The organism is Methyloceanibacter sp. (genome assembly GCF_058506495.1).
This window is the reverse complement of the sequence record NZ_JBZMXT010000020.1, coordinates 1-18,707: the sequence shown is the minus strand read 5'-3', so window position 1 is coordinate 18,707 and position 18,707 is coordinate 1. Positions and strand designations below refer to the sequence as shown.

The 18,707-nt window shown below is 61.1% G+C and carries 18 protein-coding genes, 1 tRNA gene and 2 riboswitches; of the genes, 12 read left to right on the top strand and 7 right to left on the bottom strand.

Annotated elements, in window-relative coordinates; genetic code table 11:
- Positions 1-34: 34 nt before the first annotated feature.
- From dnaK to pyrF, 4 genes are all read left to right on the top strand, one after another.
- Positions 35-1,960: a molecular chaperone DnaK gene (gene dnaK / locus AC33YF_RS05760; RefSeq protein WP_491776248.1), complete on the top strand. Its 1,926-nt coding sequence runs from the start codon at positions 35-37 to the stop codon at positions 1,958-1,960.
- 118 nt (positions 1,961-2,078) lie between these two features.
- Positions 2,079-3,227 (top strand): molecular chaperone DnaJ, encoded by a 1,149-nt coding sequence (gene dnaJ / locus AC33YF_RS05755; RefSeq protein ID WP_491776247.1) that lies wholly within the window; start codon positions 2,079-2,081, stop codon positions 3,225-3,227.
- A 180-nt stretch (positions 3,228-3,407) separates the two neighbouring features.
- Positions 3,408-3,971 (top strand): NADPH-dependent FMN reductase, encoded by a 564-nt coding sequence (locus tag AC33YF_RS05750; RefSeq protein ID WP_491776246.1) that lies wholly within the window; start codon positions 3,408-3,410, stop codon positions 3,969-3,971.
- A gap of 27 nt (positions 3,972-3,998) precedes the next feature.
- Positions 3,999-4,703 (top strand): orotidine-5'-phosphate decarboxylase, encoded by a 705-nt coding sequence (gene pyrF / locus AC33YF_RS05745; protein WP_491776245.1) that lies wholly within the window; start codon positions 3,999-4,001, stop codon positions 4,701-4,703.
- Here pyrF and AC33YF_RS05740 read toward each other — a convergent pair.
- Positions 4,700-5,059 carry a DUF167 family protein gene (locus AC33YF_RS05740; RefSeq protein ID WP_491776244.1) on the bottom strand — a complete coding sequence of 120 codons (360 nt, stop codon included), beginning with the start codon at positions 5,057-5,059 and terminating at the stop codon, positions 4,700-4,702. The two genes, pyrF and AC33YF_RS05740, sit on opposite strands and share 4 nt — an antisense overlap.
- Before the next feature lie 7 nt (positions 5,060-5,066).
- A complete protein-coding gene (locus AC33YF_RS05735; RefSeq protein ID WP_491776243.1) occupies positions 5,067-5,360 on the bottom strand; it encodes a YggT family protein in 294 nt (97 codons plus the stop codon).
- 212 nt (positions 5,361-5,572) lie between these two features.
- Between AC33YF_RS05735 and AC33YF_RS05730 the strand changes: the two genes are divergently transcribed.
- A tRNA-Ala gene (locus AC33YF_RS05730) sits at positions 5,573-5,648 on the top strand.
- A gap of 15 nt (positions 5,649-5,663) precedes the next feature.
- On the opposite strand, the gene AC33YF_RS05725 is transcribed toward AC33YF_RS05730, so the two are convergent.
- Complete coding sequence (locus AC33YF_RS05725; RefSeq protein ID WP_491776242.1) at positions 5,664-6,539, bottom strand: SDR family NAD(P)-dependent oxidoreductase; 876 nt, start codon at positions 6,537-6,539, stop codon at positions 5,664-5,666.
- An 81-nt stretch (positions 6,540-6,620) separates the two neighbouring features.
- On the opposite strand from AC33YF_RS05725, the gene ligD reads away from it, so the two are divergent.
- The 3 genes from ligD (at position 6,621) to AC33YF_RS05710 (ending at position 8,916) form a co-directional block, all read left to right on the top strand.
- Positions 6,621-7,637: a non-homologous end-joining DNA ligase gene (gene ligD, locus AC33YF_RS05720; RefSeq protein WP_491776241.1), complete on the top strand. Its 1,017-nt coding sequence runs from the start codon at positions 6,621-6,623 to the stop codon at positions 7,635-7,637.
- 93 nt (positions 7,638-7,730) lie between these two features.
- On the top strand, positions 7,731-8,546 hold the full coding sequence (locus AC33YF_RS05715; RefSeq protein ID WP_491776240.1) for an extensin-like domain-containing protein: 816 nt from the start codon (positions 7,731-7,733) through the stop codon (positions 8,544-8,546).
- 148 nt (positions 8,547-8,694) lie between these two features.
- Entirely contained in the window at positions 8,695-8,916 is a 222-nt protein-coding gene (locus AC33YF_RS05710; protein WP_069443941.1) for a hypothetical protein, read from the top strand.
- 24 nt (positions 8,917-8,940) lie between these two features.
- Here the strand turns inward: AC33YF_RS05710 and cobD are convergent, their stop codons facing one another.
- Complete coding sequence (cobD, locus tag AC33YF_RS05705; RefSeq protein WP_491776239.1) at positions 8,941-10,002, bottom strand: threonine-phosphate decarboxylase CobD; 1,062 nt, start codon at positions 10,000-10,002, stop codon at positions 8,941-8,943.
- On the opposite strand from cobD, the gene cbiB reads away from it, so the two are divergent.
- The gene (cbiB, locus tag AC33YF_RS05700) at positions 10,001-10,978 is read left to right on the top strand and encodes an adenosylcobinamide-phosphate synthase CbiB (RefSeq protein ID WP_491776238.1); all 978 of its coding nucleotides are present in this window, start codon (positions 10,001-10,003) and stop codon (positions 10,976-10,978) included. The two genes, cobD and cbiB, sit on opposite strands and share 2 nt — an antisense overlap.
- On the opposite strand, the gene AC33YF_RS05695 is transcribed toward cbiB, so the two are convergent.
- The 3 genes from AC33YF_RS05695 to cobU are packed head-to-tail and all read right to left on the bottom strand — an operon-like array spanning position 10,962 to position 13,593.
- Complete coding sequence (locus AC33YF_RS05695) at positions 10,962-12,422, bottom strand: cobyric acid synthase (protein WP_491776237.1); 1,461 nt, start codon at positions 12,420-12,422, stop codon at positions 10,962-10,964. The genes cbiB and AC33YF_RS05695 overlap by 17 nt on opposite strands.
- A gap of 2 nt (positions 12,423-12,424) precedes the next feature.
- Positions 12,425-13,042 (bottom strand): cob(I)yrinic acid a,c-diamide adenosyltransferase, encoded by a 618-nt coding sequence (gene cobO, locus AC33YF_RS05690; RefSeq protein ID WP_491776236.1) that lies wholly within the window; start codon positions 13,040-13,042, stop codon positions 12,425-12,427.
- On the bottom strand, positions 13,039-13,593 hold the full coding sequence (cobU, locus tag AC33YF_RS05685) for a bifunctional adenosylcobinamide kinase/adenosylcobinamide-phosphate guanylyltransferase (protein WP_491776235.1): 555 nt from the start codon (positions 13,591-13,593) through the stop codon (positions 13,039-13,041). The genes cobO and cobU overlap by 4 nt, the downstream gene beginning before the upstream one ends.
- Before the next feature lie 120 nt (positions 13,594-13,713).
- A riboswitch (cobalamin riboswitch) is annotated at positions 13,714-13,915 on the bottom strand.
- A gap of 101 nt (positions 13,916-14,016) precedes the next feature.
- Positions 14,017-14,240: riboswitch (cobalamin riboswitch) on the top strand.
- A gap of 109 nt (positions 14,241-14,349) precedes the next feature.
- Between cobU and AC33YF_RS05680 the strand changes: the two genes are divergently transcribed.
- The 3 genes from AC33YF_RS05680 to cobN form a co-directional block, all read left to right on the top strand.
- A complete protein-coding gene (locus AC33YF_RS05680) occupies positions 14,350-14,775 on the top strand; it encodes a DUF1636 family protein (protein WP_491776234.1) in 426 nt (141 codons plus the stop codon).
- Entirely contained in the window at positions 14,772-15,860 is a 1,089-nt protein-coding gene (gene cobW, locus AC33YF_RS05675) for a cobalamin biosynthesis protein CobW (protein WP_491776233.1), read from the top strand. The genes AC33YF_RS05680 and cobW overlap by 4 nt, the downstream gene beginning before the upstream one ends.
- A gap of 16 nt (positions 15,861-15,876) precedes the next feature.
- Positions 15,877-18,707: cobaltochelatase subunit CobN (gene cobN, locus AC33YF_RS05670; RefSeq protein ID WP_491776232.1), on the top strand; the 2,831-nt coding region annotated here is incomplete at its 3' end.

Below are 18,707 nucleotides of genomic sequence, written 5' to 3'. Positions count from 1 at the left end.
CCCGGACGGTTTGCCAGAAAAGAGAGGCTCCGAAATGGCTAAAGTTATTGGTATCGACCTCGGCACGACAAATTCCTGCGTCGCGGTCATGGATGGGACAAGCCCGAAGGTTATCGAGAACGCGGAGGGTATGCGCACGACGCCATCCATGGTGGCATTCGCCGACGACGATGAAGTGCTGGTCGGCCTGCCAGCCAAGCGCCAAGCCGTTACCAACCCGGAGAACACCTTTTTTGCGATCAAGCGTTTGATCGGGCGCCGTTTCGACGATCCAACGGTTGCCAAAGATCAGAAGCTTGTTCCGTACCAAATCATAAAGGCGGACAATGGCGATGCCTGGGTTGAGTCCCACGGCAAGAAATACTCACCCTCTCAGATCTCCGCTTACATCCTTCAGAAGATGAAGGAGACTGCCGAGGCCCATCTGGGACAGAAGGTTGAGCAGGCCGTCATCACGGTTCCAGCCTATTTCAACGATGCACAGCGCCAGGCCACAAAGGATGCGGGTAAAATCGCCGGCCTTGAGGTTCTGCGTATCATTAACGAGCCGACGGCGGCAGCGCTTGCTTATGGCCTCGAGAAGAAGGATGGCCAAACAATCGCCGTGTACGATCTTGGCGGCGGAACGTTCGACGTTTCGATCCTCGAAATCGGCGATGGCGTATTTGAAGTGAAGTCGACCAACGGCGACACCTTCCTCGGTGGCGAGGACTTCGACATGCGGCTCGTCGACTACCTGGCCGATGAATTCAAGAAGGAAAGCGGTATCGATCTGCGCGGCGACAAGCTCGCCCTGCAGCGCCTCAAGGAGGCGGCCGAGAAGGCGAAGATTGAGCTGTCGTCCACGCAGCAAACGGAAGTCAACCTCCCGTTCATCACGGCCGATCAATCCGGTCCAAAGCACCTGACCATGAAGCTGACCCGCGCAAAGCTGGAGAGCCTCGTGGAGGATCTCATCAAGCGGACTATTGCACCGTGCGAGGCTGCGCTTAAGGACGCCGGTCTGAAGGCGGGAGACATCAACGAAGTCATCCTTGTCGGCGGCATGACGCGCATGCCGAAAGTCGCCGAAACGGTGAAGAACTTCTTCGGCAAGGAGCCCCACAAGGGCGTGAACCCCGACGAAGTCGTGGCGATTGGCGCTGCTATTCAGGCAGGCGTGTTGCAGGGCGACGTCAAGGACGTGCTGCTGCTCGACGTGACGCCGCTGTCGCTGGGCATCGAAACGCTCGGCGGTGTGTTCACCCGTCTCATTGATCGCAATACGACGATCCCGACGAAAAAGAGCCAAGTCTTCTCCACCGCCGAGGACAACCAGAATGCTGTAACGATCCGCGTGTTCCAAGGCGAACGCGAAATGGCCGCAGACAACAAGCTGCTCGGTCAGTTCGATCTTGTCGGTATTCCTCCCGCACCGCGCGGCGTGCCTCAGATCGAAGTTACGTTCGATATCGACGCCAATGGCATCGTGAACGTCTCGGCCGCAGACAAGGCGACCGGCAAGGAGCAGTCAATACGGATCCAGGCCTCTGGCGGTTTGTCAGACGCGGACATCGATCGGATGGTCAAAGAAGCGGAGAGCCATGCCGAAGAGGACAAGAAGCGGCGTGAACTTGTAGAGGTCCGCAACCAGTCCGAAGCACTGATCCATTCCACTGAGAAGATGCTCACCGATTTCGGTGACAAGGTATCGGCCGAGGACAAGGCCGCCATCGAGGCGGCCGCAGCCGACGTGAAGACAGCAGCCGAGGGCGAAGACGTCGAAGACATCAAGCAAAAGCTTGAGGCGCTCGCACAGGCTTCCATGAAGCTGGGCGAGGCTATGTATCAGTCGAACGACGCCGAGGCCGGGGCAGAAGGGCCGTCCGCAGATGCGCCCGGAGGCGATGGCGGCGACGAGAATGTGGTCGACGTCGACTTTGAGGAAGTCAAAGACGACGACGATAAGAAGTCCGCATAGCGGCAAGATCCAATAACGCAGCGGAGTCCGGTTCGCCCCGGGCTCCGCGAACTACCCAAAGAGAGGCCCGCATGTGGCCTGTTCGCAAGCGAACGAGGCAGGAGGGTCCGGAGGGGTGATGGCGAAGCAGTGCTACTATGAGGTCCTGGGCGTTGCCCGCGGCGCCAACGATGTCGAGATCAAATCCGCGTTCCGGCGGCTCGCGAAGGAATGTCACCCAGATCGGCATGGGGGGGATGAAGCTGCCGAAGAGCGCTTCAAGATTGTCAATGAAGCTTACGAGGTCTTGAAGGACCCTCAGCGCCGTGCGGCCTATGACCGGTTCGGCCATGCGGCCTTCGATGGCCGTTCGGGCTTTGGTGGCGGGGCAGGGGCGCACGGCTTTGGCGCTGACTTCTCTGAGTCCATGTCAGCCATGTTCGACGATCTCTTCGGAGAGTTCATGGGCGCGCGCCGGCCCCGCCAGCGCTCGGGGCGAGAACGTGGGGCAGACCTCCGCTACAACATGCATATTTCCCTGGCTGAGGCTTATGAGGGCCGCAACGCTCAGATCCGCGTTCCGACCAGCGTCACCTGCGAAGTGTGTTCGGGTACTGGAGCCAAGCCGGGGACATCCCCTGTCACGTGCAGGACATGCGGCGGCGCCGGCAAAGTGCGCGCCAGCCAAGGTTTCTTCACGATCGAACGAACATGCCCAACCTGCGATGGCCGCGGCGAGGTCATCGAGGATCCATGCACGAATTGCCAGGGATCAGGGCGCGTGACGCGCGAGCGGACGCTTTCTGTGACAATCCCAGAAGGCGTCGAAGACGGCACACGTATTCGACTGGCAGGCGAAGGCGAGGCCGGTCTGCGCGGCGGTCCGCCCGGCGATCTGTATATTTTCCTGGCAATCAAGCCCCATGAGTTCTTCCAGCGCGACGGCGCAGATTTGTTTTGCCGTGTGCCAATCGCCATGACGACTGCCGCGCTTGGTGGTCAGATCGAGGTTCCGACCATCGATGGTGGGCGCAGCCGCGTGAAGATCCCGGAGGGAAGCGAGAGTGGCAAACAGTTTCGTCTCAAGGGCAAGGGCATGCCGATCTTGCGCTCCCGGCAGCAAGGCGATCTGTACATTCAGGTCGAGGTCGAAACTCCGAAAAATCTTACACGCAAGCAGCGTGACCTCCTTCGGGAATTTGAAGACATGTCGAATGCTGAGACGAGCCCGGAGTCGGCTGGCTTTTTCGCCCGCGTGAAGGAGTTTTTCGACGGTATCGGAGAGTAGGCGCATCGCCGGCGTCTTCATCATGCGAATTCGACGACAGATTGCTCGCCAGCCTCTTTTGCTTTCACCGAGCAGTCCCCACATGCATCGTCGCGCGGACAAAAGGAGGGCGGCACCTGCGCACTTCGCCGGGTGGTCATGGCGGGGCGGTGCAAGTGTCAAACAAGTACGGAGACGCTAATGCGTTTGTTGTTTTTCGCAGGGAGCGCTCGAGAGGGATCTCACAACAAGAAGCTTGCCCGTCTTGGGCAGAAGATCGCCGAGGCGAACGGTATCGAGGCGGTCTTCGCCGATCTCGCGGATTATCACATGCCGATCTATCACGGTGACCTGGAGGCCACCGAGGGCGTTCCCGAACGCGCTCGGGCCTTCAAGGCTCTGCTGGGCGAGTACGACGGCGTGATGATCGTCACGCCCGAATACAACGCCGGTATTCCCGCTTTGCTAAAGAATACGCTCGACTGGGTCAGCCGTGTACAGACGGAACCTAATGTCTTTCAAACGCGCGTCTTCGCGATCGCTGGAACATCGCCTGGCTATTTCGGCGCCATGCGGTCGCTTCTGCAGCTCCGAGAGATTCTCGCGGTAGGTTTTGGTGCGCAGGTAATTCCGCAACAGATGGCTCTGCCCGGCGCGATAAAGGCCTTCGACGACGATGGAAGCCTTGTGGACGAGGCACGGCAGAAATCCTTCGCAAATGTCATCGAGGCGCTGGCCGTTGCCGCGCGGAGGCTTACCGCTTAAGACAGAGAACGTCCTGGGGGAGAGATTATGACGACTGAGGGTTTGACGCCGAAAGATCGTATCGTTGTGGCACTCGATGTCGCCGACCTTGGAGAGGCGCGCACCCTCGTCGATCGGCTCGGCGACAGCGTGGGCGTTTACAAGATCGGCCTTGAGCTAATCTATCGCGGCGGTCTTGGTTTTACCGAGGAGCTGTTGAGGAAAGGCCACAAGGTGCTCCTCGACGCCAAATTGCTCGATATCGAGGCGACAGTGGAGCGGGCAACTGCGGCAATCGCCGATACCGGCGCGCAGTTCCTCACCGTGCATGCAACTGATCGCAAGACCTTGGATGCGGCTGTTCGCGGACGCGGCGACAGCGCGATGAAACTCCTTGGTGTCACGGTGCTCACCAATCTCGACCGTGCGGACCTCGGCGAGCAGGGAATTGACATGCCTCCACTTGCTCTCGTTCAGGAGCGGGCGCGCCTGGCGCAAGGCGCAGGGTTCGACGGAATCGTTGCCTCGGGGAAAGAGGCCGCAGCACTCCACGAGCGTCTGCGCAACTTCTTGATCGTTACGCCGGGCATTCGGCCAGCCGGCGCAGATCCGCACGATCAGGCTCGGATTGTGACTCCGTCCGACGCTGTCAGAGCAGGGGCGAACTACCTTGTCATTGGGCGACCCATCACGCGTGCCGACGATCCGCGCGCAGCAGCCGAGGCCATTGCCGCAGAGATTGCTGCCGCTTAGAGACCGGCGCTTCGGAGTTTCGCAAGGCGCGCGGCGACCAGAGCCGATAAGCCTATCGCATTCCCATCGATGGAAACGATCTTGATCCGCGACTTGGCTCCTTGAATCACAGTGACAGTTGAGCGCGGGACGTGGAGCCAATCGGCAACCAGTGCTTCGAGCGCGACGTTGGCTTTGCCGTCTTCGGGTACGGCGCGCACGCGTGCCTTCAATACCGGATCGCCGCCGAACTCGCCGAGGCCGTCTATGGCATCCCGCGCGGCACTGGGCGTAACACGTATGGCAATCGCGATGCCGCGCTCCGTTTGGCGAATTTTCAGCTCGGGCGTACGGATTCCGGAAACGCCGTCGCTCATGGGAACCTTAGACGAAGGCTGGGAGCAGCCAGCCTAGGAGCACCACGTCGCGGACGAAGAGCAGGAGAAGGATGAGGATCACTGGCGAGATATCAATACCGCCAAGATTGGGCAAAAAGCTTCGGATCGGAGCGAGCGCGGGTTCGGTTACGCGGTACAGCGCTTCAGCAATCGAATAGACGAAACGGTTGTTCGTATTGACCACGTTGAATGCGATTAGCCAGCTCAGTATCGCGCTCGCGATGACAACCCAAATGAAGAGGTCGATAACCAGGGCAATGAATCCGATTAAAGGCACCATCTAGCGGCCCCTCCTCGTGCGGCCTCGAACCCCATGTAGCGGACGCGCGCGCCCAAGGGCAAGCCCCGCGACGAAAAGCCTGATCGTTTGAACCAGCCGGTACTTCACTTCCAGCGCCGGAGCCAAGCGGGAATACGTTTGAGATATCGAAAGTCCGCGCTGGCCTTGCTTGACAGAGCGGAAGGGCGCTCCCTAAATGCTGGCCTCAAAATGGGGCCGTAGCTCAGTTGGGAGAGCGCAGCAATCGCACTGCTGAGGTCAGGGGTTCGACTCCCCTCGGCTCCACCATATGTGTCTCGTTCGTCACTTTTTTCGTGGTTCTGATTCCGGATGCTCAAGCGTTTTGGGTTCGACCGGAACGCCGCTTTCGTCGCGCACACTGAAAAACCAGCCTGATGTCGGAATTAGGAAATAACCTGGCACGAAGCGTGCGAGGGCGACGACGGTGCGGTTTAGCCAGCCTTCGATAATGACCCAATTGCCACGCTTGAAACGGCGATAGGCCGCCTCGGATATATGTTCGGGCGTCATTCGAGGCAGGTGGATCGCATAGACCGAGTTTTGGGCACCACCTGTTGCATGAATATCCGTATCGATGACGCCAGGGGCGACCATGCACACACGCACCCCCGTTCCCATTACCTCATACGCGAGAGCGCGGCTCCATGAGATGAGCGCGGCTTTCGTCGCGGCGTAGGTCGCCTGATAAGGAACCGGCATAAAGCCCTCGACCGAGGACACGTTAAGGACGCCGCCCGCCCCACGCGCTATCATGTCTGGCAGAAAGCGGCGCGTGAGATCGATCGTTGCGCGAAGATTGACGTCAATTGTCTTAGCCAACGTGTCCGGGTCCTGCTCCCAAAAATGGCCGGCCGTCATCATCGCCGCGTTGTTCACCAGCGACTCGCAATACAAGCCCTGGTCCTTAAGTGCGCGCTCTATTTTGTTTCCAGCATCCGGCCCAGCCAGATCGCACGCGACAGAGTAGACGGGGACATTGTGCGTTGCCCTGATCGCGTCAGCCGCCTCGGCAAGGCGCGCCTCGTCACGTCCCGTAAGCATCACCGCATGGCCATTCTTGGCGAACTCATCTGCGAGAGCCCGACCGATACCTCGGGTGGCCCCGGTGATGACGGCGGCGGCCTTAAGCGTCTGGCGCTGTTTCTCAGCCGGAGGCATTTGTTGAAACCGTCATTCTTCGGTCACCTGACCTTTACCGATAGGCGGCAAGCAACCACTGATCGCCTCTAGGTGCAAGCGATGGCGCAGGGCAATTGGTACAGCTGCATTTCGGAAGTTGCCGGAGACGTGGCATTCTGGGCGGAGCAAGATAGAGACGGAGAGCGCACAATGGCGGCCGAGAAAACAACGGCTGAGCCTGATCGGCTCTCATGTAAGGGCATCACGCTCACCAATCCAGACAGAGTCCTCTACCCGTCGATCGGCCTGACGAAGCAGGACCTCGCTGCGTACGACGCCGAGGTCTCGGCGGCTATGCTGCCTTATGTCCAGCGGCGGCCAATCAGCCTCGTCCGCTGTCCGGCTGGGCTTGGCGGTCCGCGCTTTTTTCAGCGGCATGCGACGAAGGGCATGTCAGCCGCCATAAAAGAGGTCGAGGTTCCGGGCGGAGGTACGGACCGCCCCTACCTCTACATCGAAGATCCCGGCGGCCTCATAGCGTTGACTCAAATCGGAACGCTTGAAATCCACGATTGGGGCGTCTCCATCGACTCCCTCGAAACGCCCGATCGCTTGGTTTTCGATCTCGACCCGGACGAGGCGCTCGGCTTCGAGGTCTTGCGTCTCGCGGCACAGCAGGTCCGCGACTTTCTGTTGGAGCTCCACCTCACCAGCTTTCTCAAGGCCACAGGCGGCAAGGGCTTGCATGTCGTGGCTCCTCTGAGACCGAAGGCTGGCTGGGACGACGTAAAGAAATTCGCTCGCGCTGTGGCCGAGGCCCTCGTGGCCGACGCGCCCGATCGCTACACGGCAAACCCGCTGAAGCGCACCCGGACAGGGAAGATCTTCGTCGATTACCTCCGAAATGCTCCCGGAAACTCCGCGATCAGCTGCTACTCGCCCCGCGCCAAGCCCGGTGCACCGGTGGCCACGCCGTTGCGCTGGGATGAACTCGGTAACCTGAAGAGCGGGGCACCGTACACGGTGAAGACGTTGCCGGCGCGCCTCTCACGGCTGAAAAGCGACCCCTGGGAGGGCTACTTCAAGAGGTCGCAGTCTATCACCGCAAGGGCGTGCAGGTTGTTGGGCCTCACCTAGGGAATTACTGGCTGCAATTCGTTCGCGATTCCCTACGCTTAAATGGCGCCGCATTGAAGATTTGTTCACGACCTCAGGCACAGAGTCTTGCCCATGTTCGGGGTTCGTATTGCGTCCATGGCCGCAGCTCTCGCAGCTTCGGTCCTTCTCAGCTCATGTGGCGGTGGTGGCGTTCCGCGCGATACGCGTGCGGAATGGCGGGATCGTGCGGAGGCACGATGCATGGCCTCGGGCAAGGTGCGCGCGTCGCCCTACGTGACCCAGGTCTCGTCAATCCGCGGCCGCAGTGCCTGCGGCATAGTGGCGCCTCTGCGGGTTTCGGCTGCGCTGGGAGGGCGCGTCCGCGTGTCCCCTCCGGCTACAATGGGCTGCCCCATGACGGCCGCGCTGGACCGTTGGATCCACAATTCCGTTCAGCGAGCCGCGATGCGGCAATTCCGTCAGCCTGTGGTCGAGATCAAGCAAATCTCGTCCTATAGCTGCCGCGGTCGCAACGGCAAACGGACGGGAAAGCTATCCGAGCACTCGTTCGGCAATGCTCTGGATATCGCCGGATTTACGCTCGCGGACGGACGCACAATTACGGTTGTGAAGGGCTGGTGGCGCGGTACGCCGGCCGAAAAAGCCTTTCTGCGGGAGACCTTTGCGGGTGCCTGCCGAGAGTTCTACACGGTTCTCGGACCCGGCAGCGACCGCGCCCACTACAATCACTTCCATGTGGACCTGCTCATCACCAACGTGACGCGCAGCGGCAAGCATTACTGCCGTCCGCAACCTAAGCAGGGGGTATTCGTGGCTGCAGACGATACAGCTCCGGTATCGTCGGCCTCGGCGAAACCAATTCCCTTCACCGGGCCAAACGATCCCGATGAGCACATGCCCGCCTTCACGCTCGGACCCAGCCAGTAGAGTAGAAAACAGCCGACTGTGGCTCCTGGGCAACTTCGCAGACGCACCATTGAGGTATGCTTGTTTCGGGGAAGAATCGCACCAGTACCGCTTTAACCCAACTGCAAGCCCCTCTTCTCCCTTGGGCTTTGTTCGATTGGAGGACGCGATGGCAGCCGAATCGTTGGTGCAGATGCTCGAAGAAATCGCCGTAGGGCTGAAATCCGGCGATGAGGAAGTCTATGGCTGGCTTCGAGATCAACTCAAAGAGTGCGGCGGCAGCGAGGTATCCGTGGAATTAGCCATGGGCGTGATCGCGAGACTGCTGCCCGAAGAAGCGCAGGGCAGCATCGAGCTGGCTGAGCATTACAACCGCCGCTGGGCCCACTAGCGCCCCGCAGCAAGATCCACCCTGTTAGGACAGGGCCTGAAGCGCGTCGCTCAGGCGCCGCCATTCTATTTCCTTTCCCGGAAGACCGAACCGCAGCAGCTGCGGATACTCATCGAAACGGCGTACATAAACACCGGCCTCTCCGAGGGTCGCGAAAACCTGCTCGGCGTCCTGCGTTCTGACAAGGCAGAACAAGTCCGTTCGGCCAATCGTCGCGAGACCCGACCTTTGAAGCAAACTTGTCAGTCTTTTCGAGGCAGCGCTCAACCTGACACGCGTCTCCGTTATCCAGGCCTGATCGGCAAGCGCAGTCGAACCGATTGAAATAGCCGGTCCTGATACAGGCCAAGGGCCAAGACGAGCTCGTAGCTGGCTGGCGAGTTGGGGGCTGGTTACGGCAAAACTGAGCCGCAATCCTGAGAGACCGAAGAACTTTCCGAACGACCGCAGCACTGCGATCGGCGCCAGATCAACGCCGTTCGCCAGGCTTGTACTTTCAGGGCCAACCTCCATGAACGCCTCGTCCGAGACAAGAACGCCTCCTTGCCGTGTTGTGCGCTCCGCCGCAGCCAATAGTTCGTCGCGGGACACGACACGACCATCGGGATTGTTGGGATTGACGACAACGGCGAGCGAAGCCTGATCGAACTTGTCGAGGGTCTCGACCGTACTCACCTCATGACCGCTAAGCGCGGCGACACGCGCATGCTCGGCGTAGGTCGGACCAAGCATCGTAGCGCGCCCCTGTGGAACCAGACCCGCGATCATCGCCATGAGAACCTGGCTCCCGGGTGCCGTGACGACGTGCTCCGGCGACGGCGCACCGTAGAAGACGGCCGCAATGCTGGTGAGCCGCGCTAGTGCTGCTGGTTCTGGAAGGCGTGCAAATACCTCCACACTGATATCCCCGATAGGATAGGGATGAGGGTTGACGCCGGTCGACAGGTCGACGATTGGCTCAGGCGCGCCGGGAAAATGCGCGCGCGCCGCGTCGAGGTCGCCCCCATGCGTCACGGGTGCTTCAGGTGAGGGCGCAGCCTTTGGTGTAGCAGAGGGTTTTGATGAGGTCGGATCGGGCAACGTCATGGCAGCACCGCTAGCGCTTCTTGCGATGCTCGTCGAGCTCGCCGTGGGATATCCGGAGCGGCTCGTGCAGCGCATCGGCCACCCCGTGACCTGGATGGGGAGCCTCATACGACGGCTCGACAACCGGCTTAACGATACCGCCAAGGAGGGTGCCGAACGCCGGCGCGCCGGTATCGCCGCATTGTTGGTGCTGCTGCTCGTGACTTTCGCCTGCGCGTTCCTTCTGGAATCCGTATTGCTCCTCTTGCCGTTCGGCTTGTTCTTCGTCGCGGTTGCGGCCAGCACATTGCTTGCCCAGCATAGCCTCTACACCCATACCGCCGCCATTGCGGAGGCCCTCGAAACAGGAAGCTTGGAGGACGCGCGCACGGCCGTATCGCACGTCGTCGGCCGTGACACGAGCTCGCTCGACGCAGCGGGTGTCGCGCGCGCGGCGATCGAGAGTTTGGCCGAAAGTTTCTCCGATGGCGTCGTGTCGCCGGTCTTTTGGTTGGCGCTGGCAGGGCTCCCGGGAGGCGCGGTCTTCAAAGCAATCAACACTGCCGACAGCATGATCGGCCATCGCTCGTCCCGCTACAAAGACTTTGGATGGGGCGCGGCCAAGCTGGACGACATCGTTAACTTGCCAGGGGCGCGACTGTCGGCAGTGCTTTTGGTCGGCGCCGCTGCTCTGACGAAAGAGGCATCCCCGAGCGCGGCCTGGACGACGATACGACGCGACGCCGCTAAACATGCCTCGCCCAATGCAGGATACCCGGAGGCGGCGATGGCAGGCGCGCTTGGCTTGGCACTTGGCGGCCCCCGCAACTATTCCGGCTCCAAAACGGATGGCCCATCGCTCGACCCATGGCTGGGGACGGGCCGCAGTGCAGCCACGGCGCACGATATTCGTACAGCGCTGCGGCTCTACGCTGTTGCAGATGCCTTGCTGATCGCCCTGATTGCCATCGTGGCTGCAATCAGCGTGCTGCTTTGAGAAGTCCATCGATATCGACATGCGCCTCCAAATGAGCGGCGAGCGTGTCAAGAACGCTCTCGACCTGCTCGTCGTATCGAACCTGCGACGATCCTGCGGCAAATCGCTTGAGCCATGCGGTACGCTGCCTATCGTCCGAAAACAATCCATGCACATACGTACCGAACACCTGGCCGTTTGCAGAGACCGCTCCGTCGCGCGCACCGGTATCGAGGCTCGCAAAAGCACGTTCGCAATCGGGTCCGACCGTACGGCCCATGTGCATTTCATAACCCTTAAAGGGCACGCCATCGAAAGTTTGCCCCCGCGCTGGCTCGAGACGTTTCTCACCTGTCAGCGTCGTCTCCACGTCGAGCAGCCCGAGCCCATCGGCTTCACCAGGCTCACCCTCAAAACCCTCCGGGTCCCGCAGCAGCCGACCCAACATCTGATAACCGCCGCAAAGTCCGAGCACACAGCCGCCTCGGCGCAGATGCGCTGCAAGATCGATATCGAAGCCAGCTTCGCGAAAGGTCCGTAAATCGGAGAGTGTCGCCTTGGACCCCGGTAGGATGACAAGCTGCGCATCCCCCGGCAACGCTTGGCCTGGCCGTATACGGACGATCTCGACCGCCGGCTCCGCGGCAAGCGGGTCAAGATCATCGAAATTGGCTATGTGGGGCAATACCGCAACGGCGACTCTCAACCTCGCATCGGACTTGGCCGCTTGTTGCTGCTCAAGTGCAAGCGCGTCTTCCGCTGGCAGGGTTCTTGCGCCTGCGAAGAATGGAATTAGTCCCATTGCCTGCCACCCAGTTGCGTTGGCGATGTGTGCCATACCGTCAGCAAACAGGGCTGGGTCGCCCCGGAACTTATTGACGAGAAACCCGCAGATCATCGCGGCATCGCTCGGGTCGAGCACGACTTTCGTGCCCGCAAGGCTGGCGATGACGCCGCCTCGGTCGATGTCGCCAATCAGCACGACCGGTACATCCGCAGCCCTGGCAAAGCCCATATTGGCAATATCGTTTGCCCGCAGATTCACTTCCGATGCGCTACCCGCTCCCTCCACCAGAACGACATCTGCATCGGCTTTCAGGCGGACAAAGCTGTCCTGTACAGCGCCCATCAACTCAGGCTTCAGTGTTTGGTATTCCGCAGCCTTGGCCTTGCCGTAGATGCGCCCGCGGACCACGATCTGCGCGCCGACCTCGCTTTGTGGCTTCAGCAAGACCGGATTCATGTGGACGCTCGGCGCAACGCGCGCCGCGCGTGCCTGGAGCGCCTGCGCCCGCCCGATCTCGCCACCATCGGCGGTTACGGCCGCATTGTTCGACATGTTCTGCGGCTTGAACGGTGCGACATTCAGTCCACGCAAGACAAGCGCACGCGACAGCCCGGTAACAATCAGGGACTTGCCTACATCGGAACCCGTCCCCTGGAACATGAGCGCGCGGGCGGTCATCGCTAAAATTCGATGCCGGCTTGCGCCTTCACCCCAGCAGCGAAGTGATGCTTCACGAGGGTCATCTCCGTCACGAGGTCCGCGGCCTCGATCAGGCTGGGTTTTGCGTTGCGGCCAGTGACAATGACATGCAGGTCCGGCCGCCGCGCCTTCAGCGTTTCCAGGACCGCGTCGAACGGCAGATAGTCGTAGCGGAGCGCGATGTTCAACTCATCGAGGATCACGAGACTGAAGCTTGGATCGTTCATCAACTCGACCGCCTTGGCCCAAGCACGTTCAGCCGCCGCAATATCGCGTTCCAAGTCTTGGGTCTCCCACGTGAAGCCTTCGCCCATCGAATACCACGCGACCTGATCCCCGAACCGTTCCAACGCATCTCGTTCGGCAGTGTGCCAAGCGCCCTTCACGAACTGCACGATGCCGACGCGTTCGCCTCGGCCAATCATGCGCAAGGCCAAACCGAATGCCGCCGTGGTTTTACCCTTACCGGTTCCCGTGTGGACGATGAGGAGGCCCTTCTCGAGGGTCTTCTCGGCAACTTCGGCGTCTTGAAGCTCTTTGCGCTTCGCCATTTTTGCGCGATGGCGCTCGAGGTCCTTCTCGTCGACGGTCTTTGTCATGCATTTCCCTTCACAATGAGAGGCTGGCCAGCGACTACGAAGATCACGCGGTCGGCTACGGCGGCGATCCGTTGATTGAGGCGTCCCTGAGAATCTCTGAAAGCACGTCCCAAAGGCGTTTCGGGGACGAGCCCTAAGCCCACTTCATTGGAGACAAGCACGGTCGCCTTCTTCCTAGTGCGCAGCGCGTCTTCGAGCTGAGCCGTGGCATCGCCGACGTCGTATGGCCCGTGCATGATATTGGAGAGCCACAATGTCAAACAATCGACGAGCACGATGGCGTCCTCGGGCGCACCGCGAATGGCAACGTGCAATTCGTGGGCTGCTTCCAGGGTCTGCCAACTGGACGCGCGACGGGCTTGGTGCTCGGCGATGCGTGCCGCCATCTCGTCGTCATGCGCTTCGGCGGTAGCGATATAGACCCATGGCGGCTGAAGACTCTCGACAAGGCTCTCAGCAAAACGGCTCTTTCCCGAGCGGGCACCCCCAAGAACGAAGATGATGCCTTCGTTGCCTCGGCTGGCACGATCCCTAGGGCCGCTGTCAGGCACGGCCTAAGCGCGCCCCGCGAAAAACGCACGGGTATAGCCCGCAGAAATCCCCAGCGGGTCCCCATGCACCGATTTGGACATTGATTCTTCCTTTCGGCACCCTCCACCCGAGGGCGCCAATCGAGGTTTGAGCCGCGGGCAGGTCTCCTGGCTTTGTGGGTCTGCGCTCCCCCTCGGTCTTCCCAGAGCCTGGCTCCAGTGGCCTAATGAGGGGTGCTCGCCACCAACAGTTGCGGGGGCAGCCACGGACTAGAGTGTTTCCCTCACCGTGTTCCCTTCTTGCGTCCCGCCTCATGCGGGAACCTGCGGCGCCTCAAATATAGAGCCCAAGGGGCACGCCGCAAGAAGAACCTGACCGCGAAAACTAGGCGCCTACAGGGTCGCAAGCCCCTGCGATGCATTGACAAACGCTCGTCGCAGGGCCTTATGTGCAGGATCGACGGTTGCTCAATTCGAGCAAACAGGGAACGCGGTAAGGACAATGTCCAAATCCGCGGCTGCCCCCGCAACTGTAAGCGGATAGCTCATAGACCGGTTTCCAGATCGATCTTGGGCGCCCAAGCCAATGCCACTGGGATGGAGCCCGGGAAGGCGGCCTAGGGAGAGACCCGCGGAGCCAGGAGACCTGCCGTCGATCTAGTCGTCCGCCGGGCGGGGTGCCTCTGCGACGGTTGGTTTCTGTTCGGCCCCGGTGTGGGCCGGTTTGCACCCTGCACGATGTTGCTTTTCGTTGAGAAGCGCCAAGGAAACACCAGGGTGGCAGTCCCCGAAGCGAACAAGGATGGTACGGACGAGACCCGCGAGGGCCCAATCGTCTATGTCTGCGTGACATGCCGATTAGCCGGCGATCCTGACGAGGGACCTCGGGCCGGGCGGATGCTTGCGGACGCCACAACCGAAGCCGCTCGGGGCACCGGGGTCTCGGTTCGTCACGTCGAATGCCTGGCGAATTGCAGCCGTTCGCTCAGCGCAGCGATGCGCAAGAAGAACAGCTGGACCTATGTTTTCGGCGAACTGAACGCGCCAGATGACGCAGCGGCACTGGTCGAAGGCGCAAAACTGCTCGCGACCGCCGAGGACGGAATTCTACCCTGGCGCGGCCGGCCTCAAGCGCTGAAGGGCGGTCTTATTGCGCGTGTCCCACCCCTAGGACTTGGCCCCTTCCCGGAGGATTTTGAATGACGTCTGTCGCCCGCATTCCCTGCACGATCGTAACTGGCTTTCTCGGCTCGGGGAAAACCACTCTAATCCGCCACGTGCTTGCAAATGCCAATGGGCGTCGGCTGGCGGTGATCGTCAACGAGTTCGGCGATGTCGGAATTGACGGCCAGATCCTAAAGGGCTGCGGCGACGAGAACTGCAGTGAGGAGAACATTGTTGAGCTTGCCAATGGCTGCCTATGCTGCACGGTTGCTGACGAGTTCGTCCCAGCACTCGATGAGATTCTCGCACTCGAGCCGCAGGTCGATCACATCGTTATCGAAACGTCGGGTCTTGCTCTGCCCAAACCACTGGTTCAGGCCTTCCATTGGCCGGCAATCAAGAACCGCGTAACGGTGGACGGTGTCGTTGCCGTCGTAGACGGCGCCGCGCTTGCTGCAGGACAGGTGTCAGCCGATCTGGAGGCACTGTCTGCTCAGCGGGCGGCGGACGATGCGTTGGACCACGACAATCCAATCGAGGAGGTCTTCGAGGACCAGGTTGCCTGTGCAGACCTTATTGTCCTGAACAAACGGGACCTGCTCGACACGGACGGCTTGGAGCGTGCCAAGGCAGCGGTTTCCGGCGCTCTTCCGCGTGGGATCGGCGTGGTGACAGTGTCTGAGGGCAAGGTTGATTCCTCCGCATTGCTGGGCCTTGGGGTCGGTGCGGAGGACCACATCGAAGACCGCAAGACCCACCACGACAACACGGACGATCACGAGCATGACGAGTTCGATACGCTCGTGGTCCCGATTGACGAGGTCGACGATCCGGCGGCCATCTCCAAGCGCATCGCAGAGGTTGCCGAGGCACACAATGTGTTGCGCGTGAAGGGGTTTGCGGCCGTGACAGGAAAACCGATGCGGCTATTGATCCAGGCTGTGGGACCGCGCGTGAATCATTATTTCGACCGGCCATGGGGCGAGAGCGAGGACCGCCAGGGTAAGGTTGTCGTCATTGGGCTGAAGGGTCTAGACCACGACGCGGTGGCAAAGTCCCTCTCCGGGAACGAAGCCCGTTCGGTAAGCGAGTCCCGCTCTAGTGTAGAGTCCGTGTCTGGGTAACCGATAGGTAGCGCGGATGCACCTTCTGCAGACAAGTAGCGCAACGCTCGACGACATTGCCGAGCCGATTGACCTCGGCCAAACGCCTGGCGACATCGCTATATTGTCATTTACGGACACGGACCTCGCAGGCCTCGCGGCCGCATACACGCTTGAGAAGGCGAACATTCCATCTGTGCGGCTCGCTCACTTACGCGACCTGCGCCATCCAATGTCGACAGACTTATGGATTGAGACGGTTGCACAGCATGCCAAGGTGATTGTCGTTCGGCTTCTGGGTGGGCTGGAGTGGTGGCGCTACGGCGTTGAAAGACTGCATACCATCGCCCGTGAACGCGGCGTCGCCCTCGCGATTTTACCCGGCGAAGACAGAGACGATCAGCGTCTATTCGAGCAATCGACGATCGACGAATCGGAACTCAGAACGCTGCTGGCCTATTTTCGCGAGGGCGGCTCGGCAAATCTTCGCGGGCTTTTGAGACGCCTTGCGTCGCTTGGGGGCGCAGCACTCGAGGTGCCTGCTCCGCAGAGTTTTCCGCTCATGGGCGTCTATTCGCACGATGGTAGAATCACTGATATCGACAAGCTGATTGCCCAAGACAATCAGATTACGGATGGTTTAGAGAGGCCGGCCACCGTTCCAATCTTATTCTACCGTGCATCACTTCTTGCCGCCGACACCGCGCCCATCGACGCGCTCTGCGTCGCGCTGAAGAAGCATGGTTTGCGTCCAGCGCCCCTATTCGTTCCCAGCTTGAAAGTGCCTAAGGCCATCGCGTTTGTGCGCGATGCGCTCGATCGGCTCCAGCCATCGGCGATCGTGACTACGACGGCGTTCGCTGCCGGCGACGGCGTCTTCGACGGATGCGATGCTCCCGTCTTCCAGGCGATCATCGCCAACACGCAACGCGAGGCCTGGACCTCCAATCCGCGCGGCCTTGGGCCCTCGGACCTCTCGATGCATGTGGTGTTGCCGGAACTTGACGGGCGCGTGCTAGCTGGAGCCCTCGGCTTTAAAGACAAAGATGCCCGGGATGAGAGCCTCGGTTTCGAACGAAGCGTCAACCGCCCGGAGCCCGACCGTATCGAGGCCGTCGCCAGCAAGATTGCGGCCGTCGCCCGCCTTCGGTCCTTGCCGCGCGCAGAAAGGAAGATCGCGCTTGTCCTGCCCGACTATCCTGGCGCCGGCGGCCGTGCAGCATATGCAGTAGGGCTTGATGTGCCCGCAAGCGCGCTGGCGGCGATGACGGATCTCAGCAAAGCCGGTTACACTGTCGACGACGTTCCAGCAGAGTCGCACGCGCTACTCGAACGCCTCACAGATCCGACCGGAGGCCTGAGCCTAACGCTCAATGCTTATGAGCGTCTTTTGGCGACGGTCCCGTCTTCGGTTGGCGCGACGACGTGGGAGGCCTGGGGTCGTCCACAAGACGATCCGGACTTTCGCGATGGCGCGTTCCGCTTCCAAGCGGCCCGATTCGGCAACCTCGTGGCAGCGCTTCCGCCTGATCGAGGAAAGACGACCGAGCGACGCGCCAACTACCATGACCCGGTTCTGCCGCCGCGCCATGCGTTGCTCGCCTTTGGTCTTTGGCTTCAATACGAGATCGGCGCTAATGCTGTTTTGCATCTCGGGGCGCATGGCACGCTGGAGTGGCTGCCGGGGCACGCCGTCGCGCTGACGTCCGCGTGTTACCCTGAGGTCGTGCTCGGCGCGCTGCCTGTCTTCTATCCCTTCATCGTGTCCAACCCGGGCGAGGCCGCACAGGCCAAACGTCGCGTGGCAGCCGTGACCATTGGCCATTTACCCCCACCCCTCACCGGTACGGAGATGTCGGGAGCTGCGCTGGAACTGGAGCAGCTAGTCGATGAGTACGCCATCGCCGATGGATTGGACACGCGGCGGCGAGACAGGCTTGCCGGACTCATCGTGGACAAAGCGATCGAGACAGGGCTCGCAGCCGAGGCAGGCTTGGCTCAAGGCGAATGCAAACAGGAAGCGTTGCAGAAGATCGATACCTGGCTCTGCGATCTGAAAGACCTCGCTGTCAAAGACGGGCTGCATGTCTTTGGACGGCTCCCGCACTGTGACGACGCCGACTGGCGCGCTTGCGCAGACGTGGAGCGCGCCGCGCTCCTTGATGCTCTCGACGGCAAGCGTGTGAAGCCGGGCCCAGCTGGAGCGCCGGCACGGGGACGGCGCGACGTGCTACCGACAGGACGCAATCTCTACACAGCCGATCCGCGCGTTCTGCCGACCCAAACCGCCATGGCCTTGGGCGAACGTGCGGCGGAAGAGGTCGTTCGCGGATACATGCAAGAGCACGGAGACATGCCCCGGTCGCTGGTCATCGATCTGTGGGGCAGCTCCACATTGAGGACGGGCGGCGAAGAAATCGCGCAGGGCCTTGCGCTCATGGGCTGCCGGCCTGTCTGGGACCCCGCCACAGGACGGGTAACCGGTGTTGAGGTTCAGCCGCCCGCTACGATCGGACGACCCCGCGTCGACGTTACGTTTCGAATTTCAGGACTGTTCCGCGATCTGTTTCCAACGCAAATCGCCCTCCTGGACGCAGCCGTCAAGTTGGTCGCCGCGCGCGAAGAGGAGCACGCCGAGAACCCGCTGGCATCGGCAACCAGGGACACCAGCGCGAAACCTGAGCGCATTTTCGGGACCGCTCCAGGGGCCTATGGCGCGGGTATCGAGGGCTTGCTGGGGTCTGAGACGTCAGAAGACGTTTCAGATGACGCCTTGAGCGCGGCCTATCTTGGCGCAACATCTCATGTTTACAGTGGGCCAGAGGGGGAAGGCGCCGAGCGCGAAGGGGCGTTTGCCGAGCGGGTGGC

What these genes read in the sequence shown, in the direction of transcription:
- dnaK (WP_491776248.1), top strand. Translation starts at nt 35, where the DNA reads ATGGCTAAAGTTATTGGTATCGACCTCGGCACGACAAATTCCTGCGTC.
- dnaJ (WP_491776247.1), top strand. Translation starts at nt 2,079, where the DNA reads ATGGCGAAGCAGTGCTACTATGAGGTCCTGGGCGTTGCCCGCGGCGCC.
- AC33YF_RS05750 (WP_491776246.1), top strand. Translation starts at nt 3,408, where the DNA reads ATGCGTTTGTTGTTTTTCGCAGGGAGCGCTCGAGAGGGATCTCACAAC.
- pyrF (WP_491776245.1), top strand. Translation starts at nt 3,999, where the DNA reads ATGACGACTGAGGGTTTGACGCCGAAAGATCGTATCGTTGTGGCACTC.
- AC33YF_RS05740 (WP_491776244.1), bottom strand. Translation starts at nt 5,059, where the DNA reads ATGAGCGACGGCGTTTCCGGAATCCGTACGCCCGAGCTGAAAATTCGC.
- AC33YF_RS05735 (WP_491776243.1), bottom strand. Translation starts at nt 5,360, where the DNA reads ATGGTGCCTTTAATCGGATTCATTGCCCTGGTTATCGACCTCTTCATT.
- AC33YF_RS05725 (WP_491776242.1), bottom strand. Translation starts at nt 6,539, where the DNA reads ATGCCTCCGGCTGAGAAACAGCGCCAGACGCTTAAGGCCGCCGCCGTC.
- ligD (WP_491776241.1), top strand. Translation starts at nt 6,621, where the DNA reads ATGGCGCAGGGCAATTGGTACAGCTGCATTTCGGAAGTTGCCGGAGAC.
- AC33YF_RS05715 (WP_491776240.1), top strand. Translation starts at nt 7,731, where the DNA reads ATGTTCGGGGTTCGTATTGCGTCCATGGCCGCAGCTCTCGCAGCTTCG.
- AC33YF_RS05710 (WP_069443941.1), top strand. Translation starts at nt 8,695, where the DNA reads ATGGCAGCCGAATCGTTGGTGCAGATGCTCGAAGAAATCGCCGTAGGG.
- cbiB (WP_491776238.1), top strand. Translation starts at nt 10,001, where the DNA reads ATGGCAGCACCGCTAGCGCTTCTTGCGATGCTCGTCGAGCTCGCCGTG.
- cobD (WP_491776239.1), bottom strand. Translation starts at nt 10,002, where the DNA reads ATGACGTTGCCCGATCCGACCTCATCAAAACCCTCTGCTACACCAAAG.
- AC33YF_RS05695 (WP_491776237.1), bottom strand. Translation starts at nt 12,422, where the DNA reads ATGACCGCCCGCGCGCTCATGTTCCAGGGGACGGGTTCCGATGTAGGC.
- cobO (WP_491776236.1), bottom strand. Translation starts at nt 13,042, where the DNA reads ATGACAAAGACCGTCGACGAGAAGGACCTCGAGCGCCATCGCGCAAAA.
- cobW (WP_491776233.1), top strand. Translation starts at nt 14,772, where the DNA reads ATGACGTCTGTCGCCCGCATTCCCTGCACGATCGTAACTGGCTTTCTC.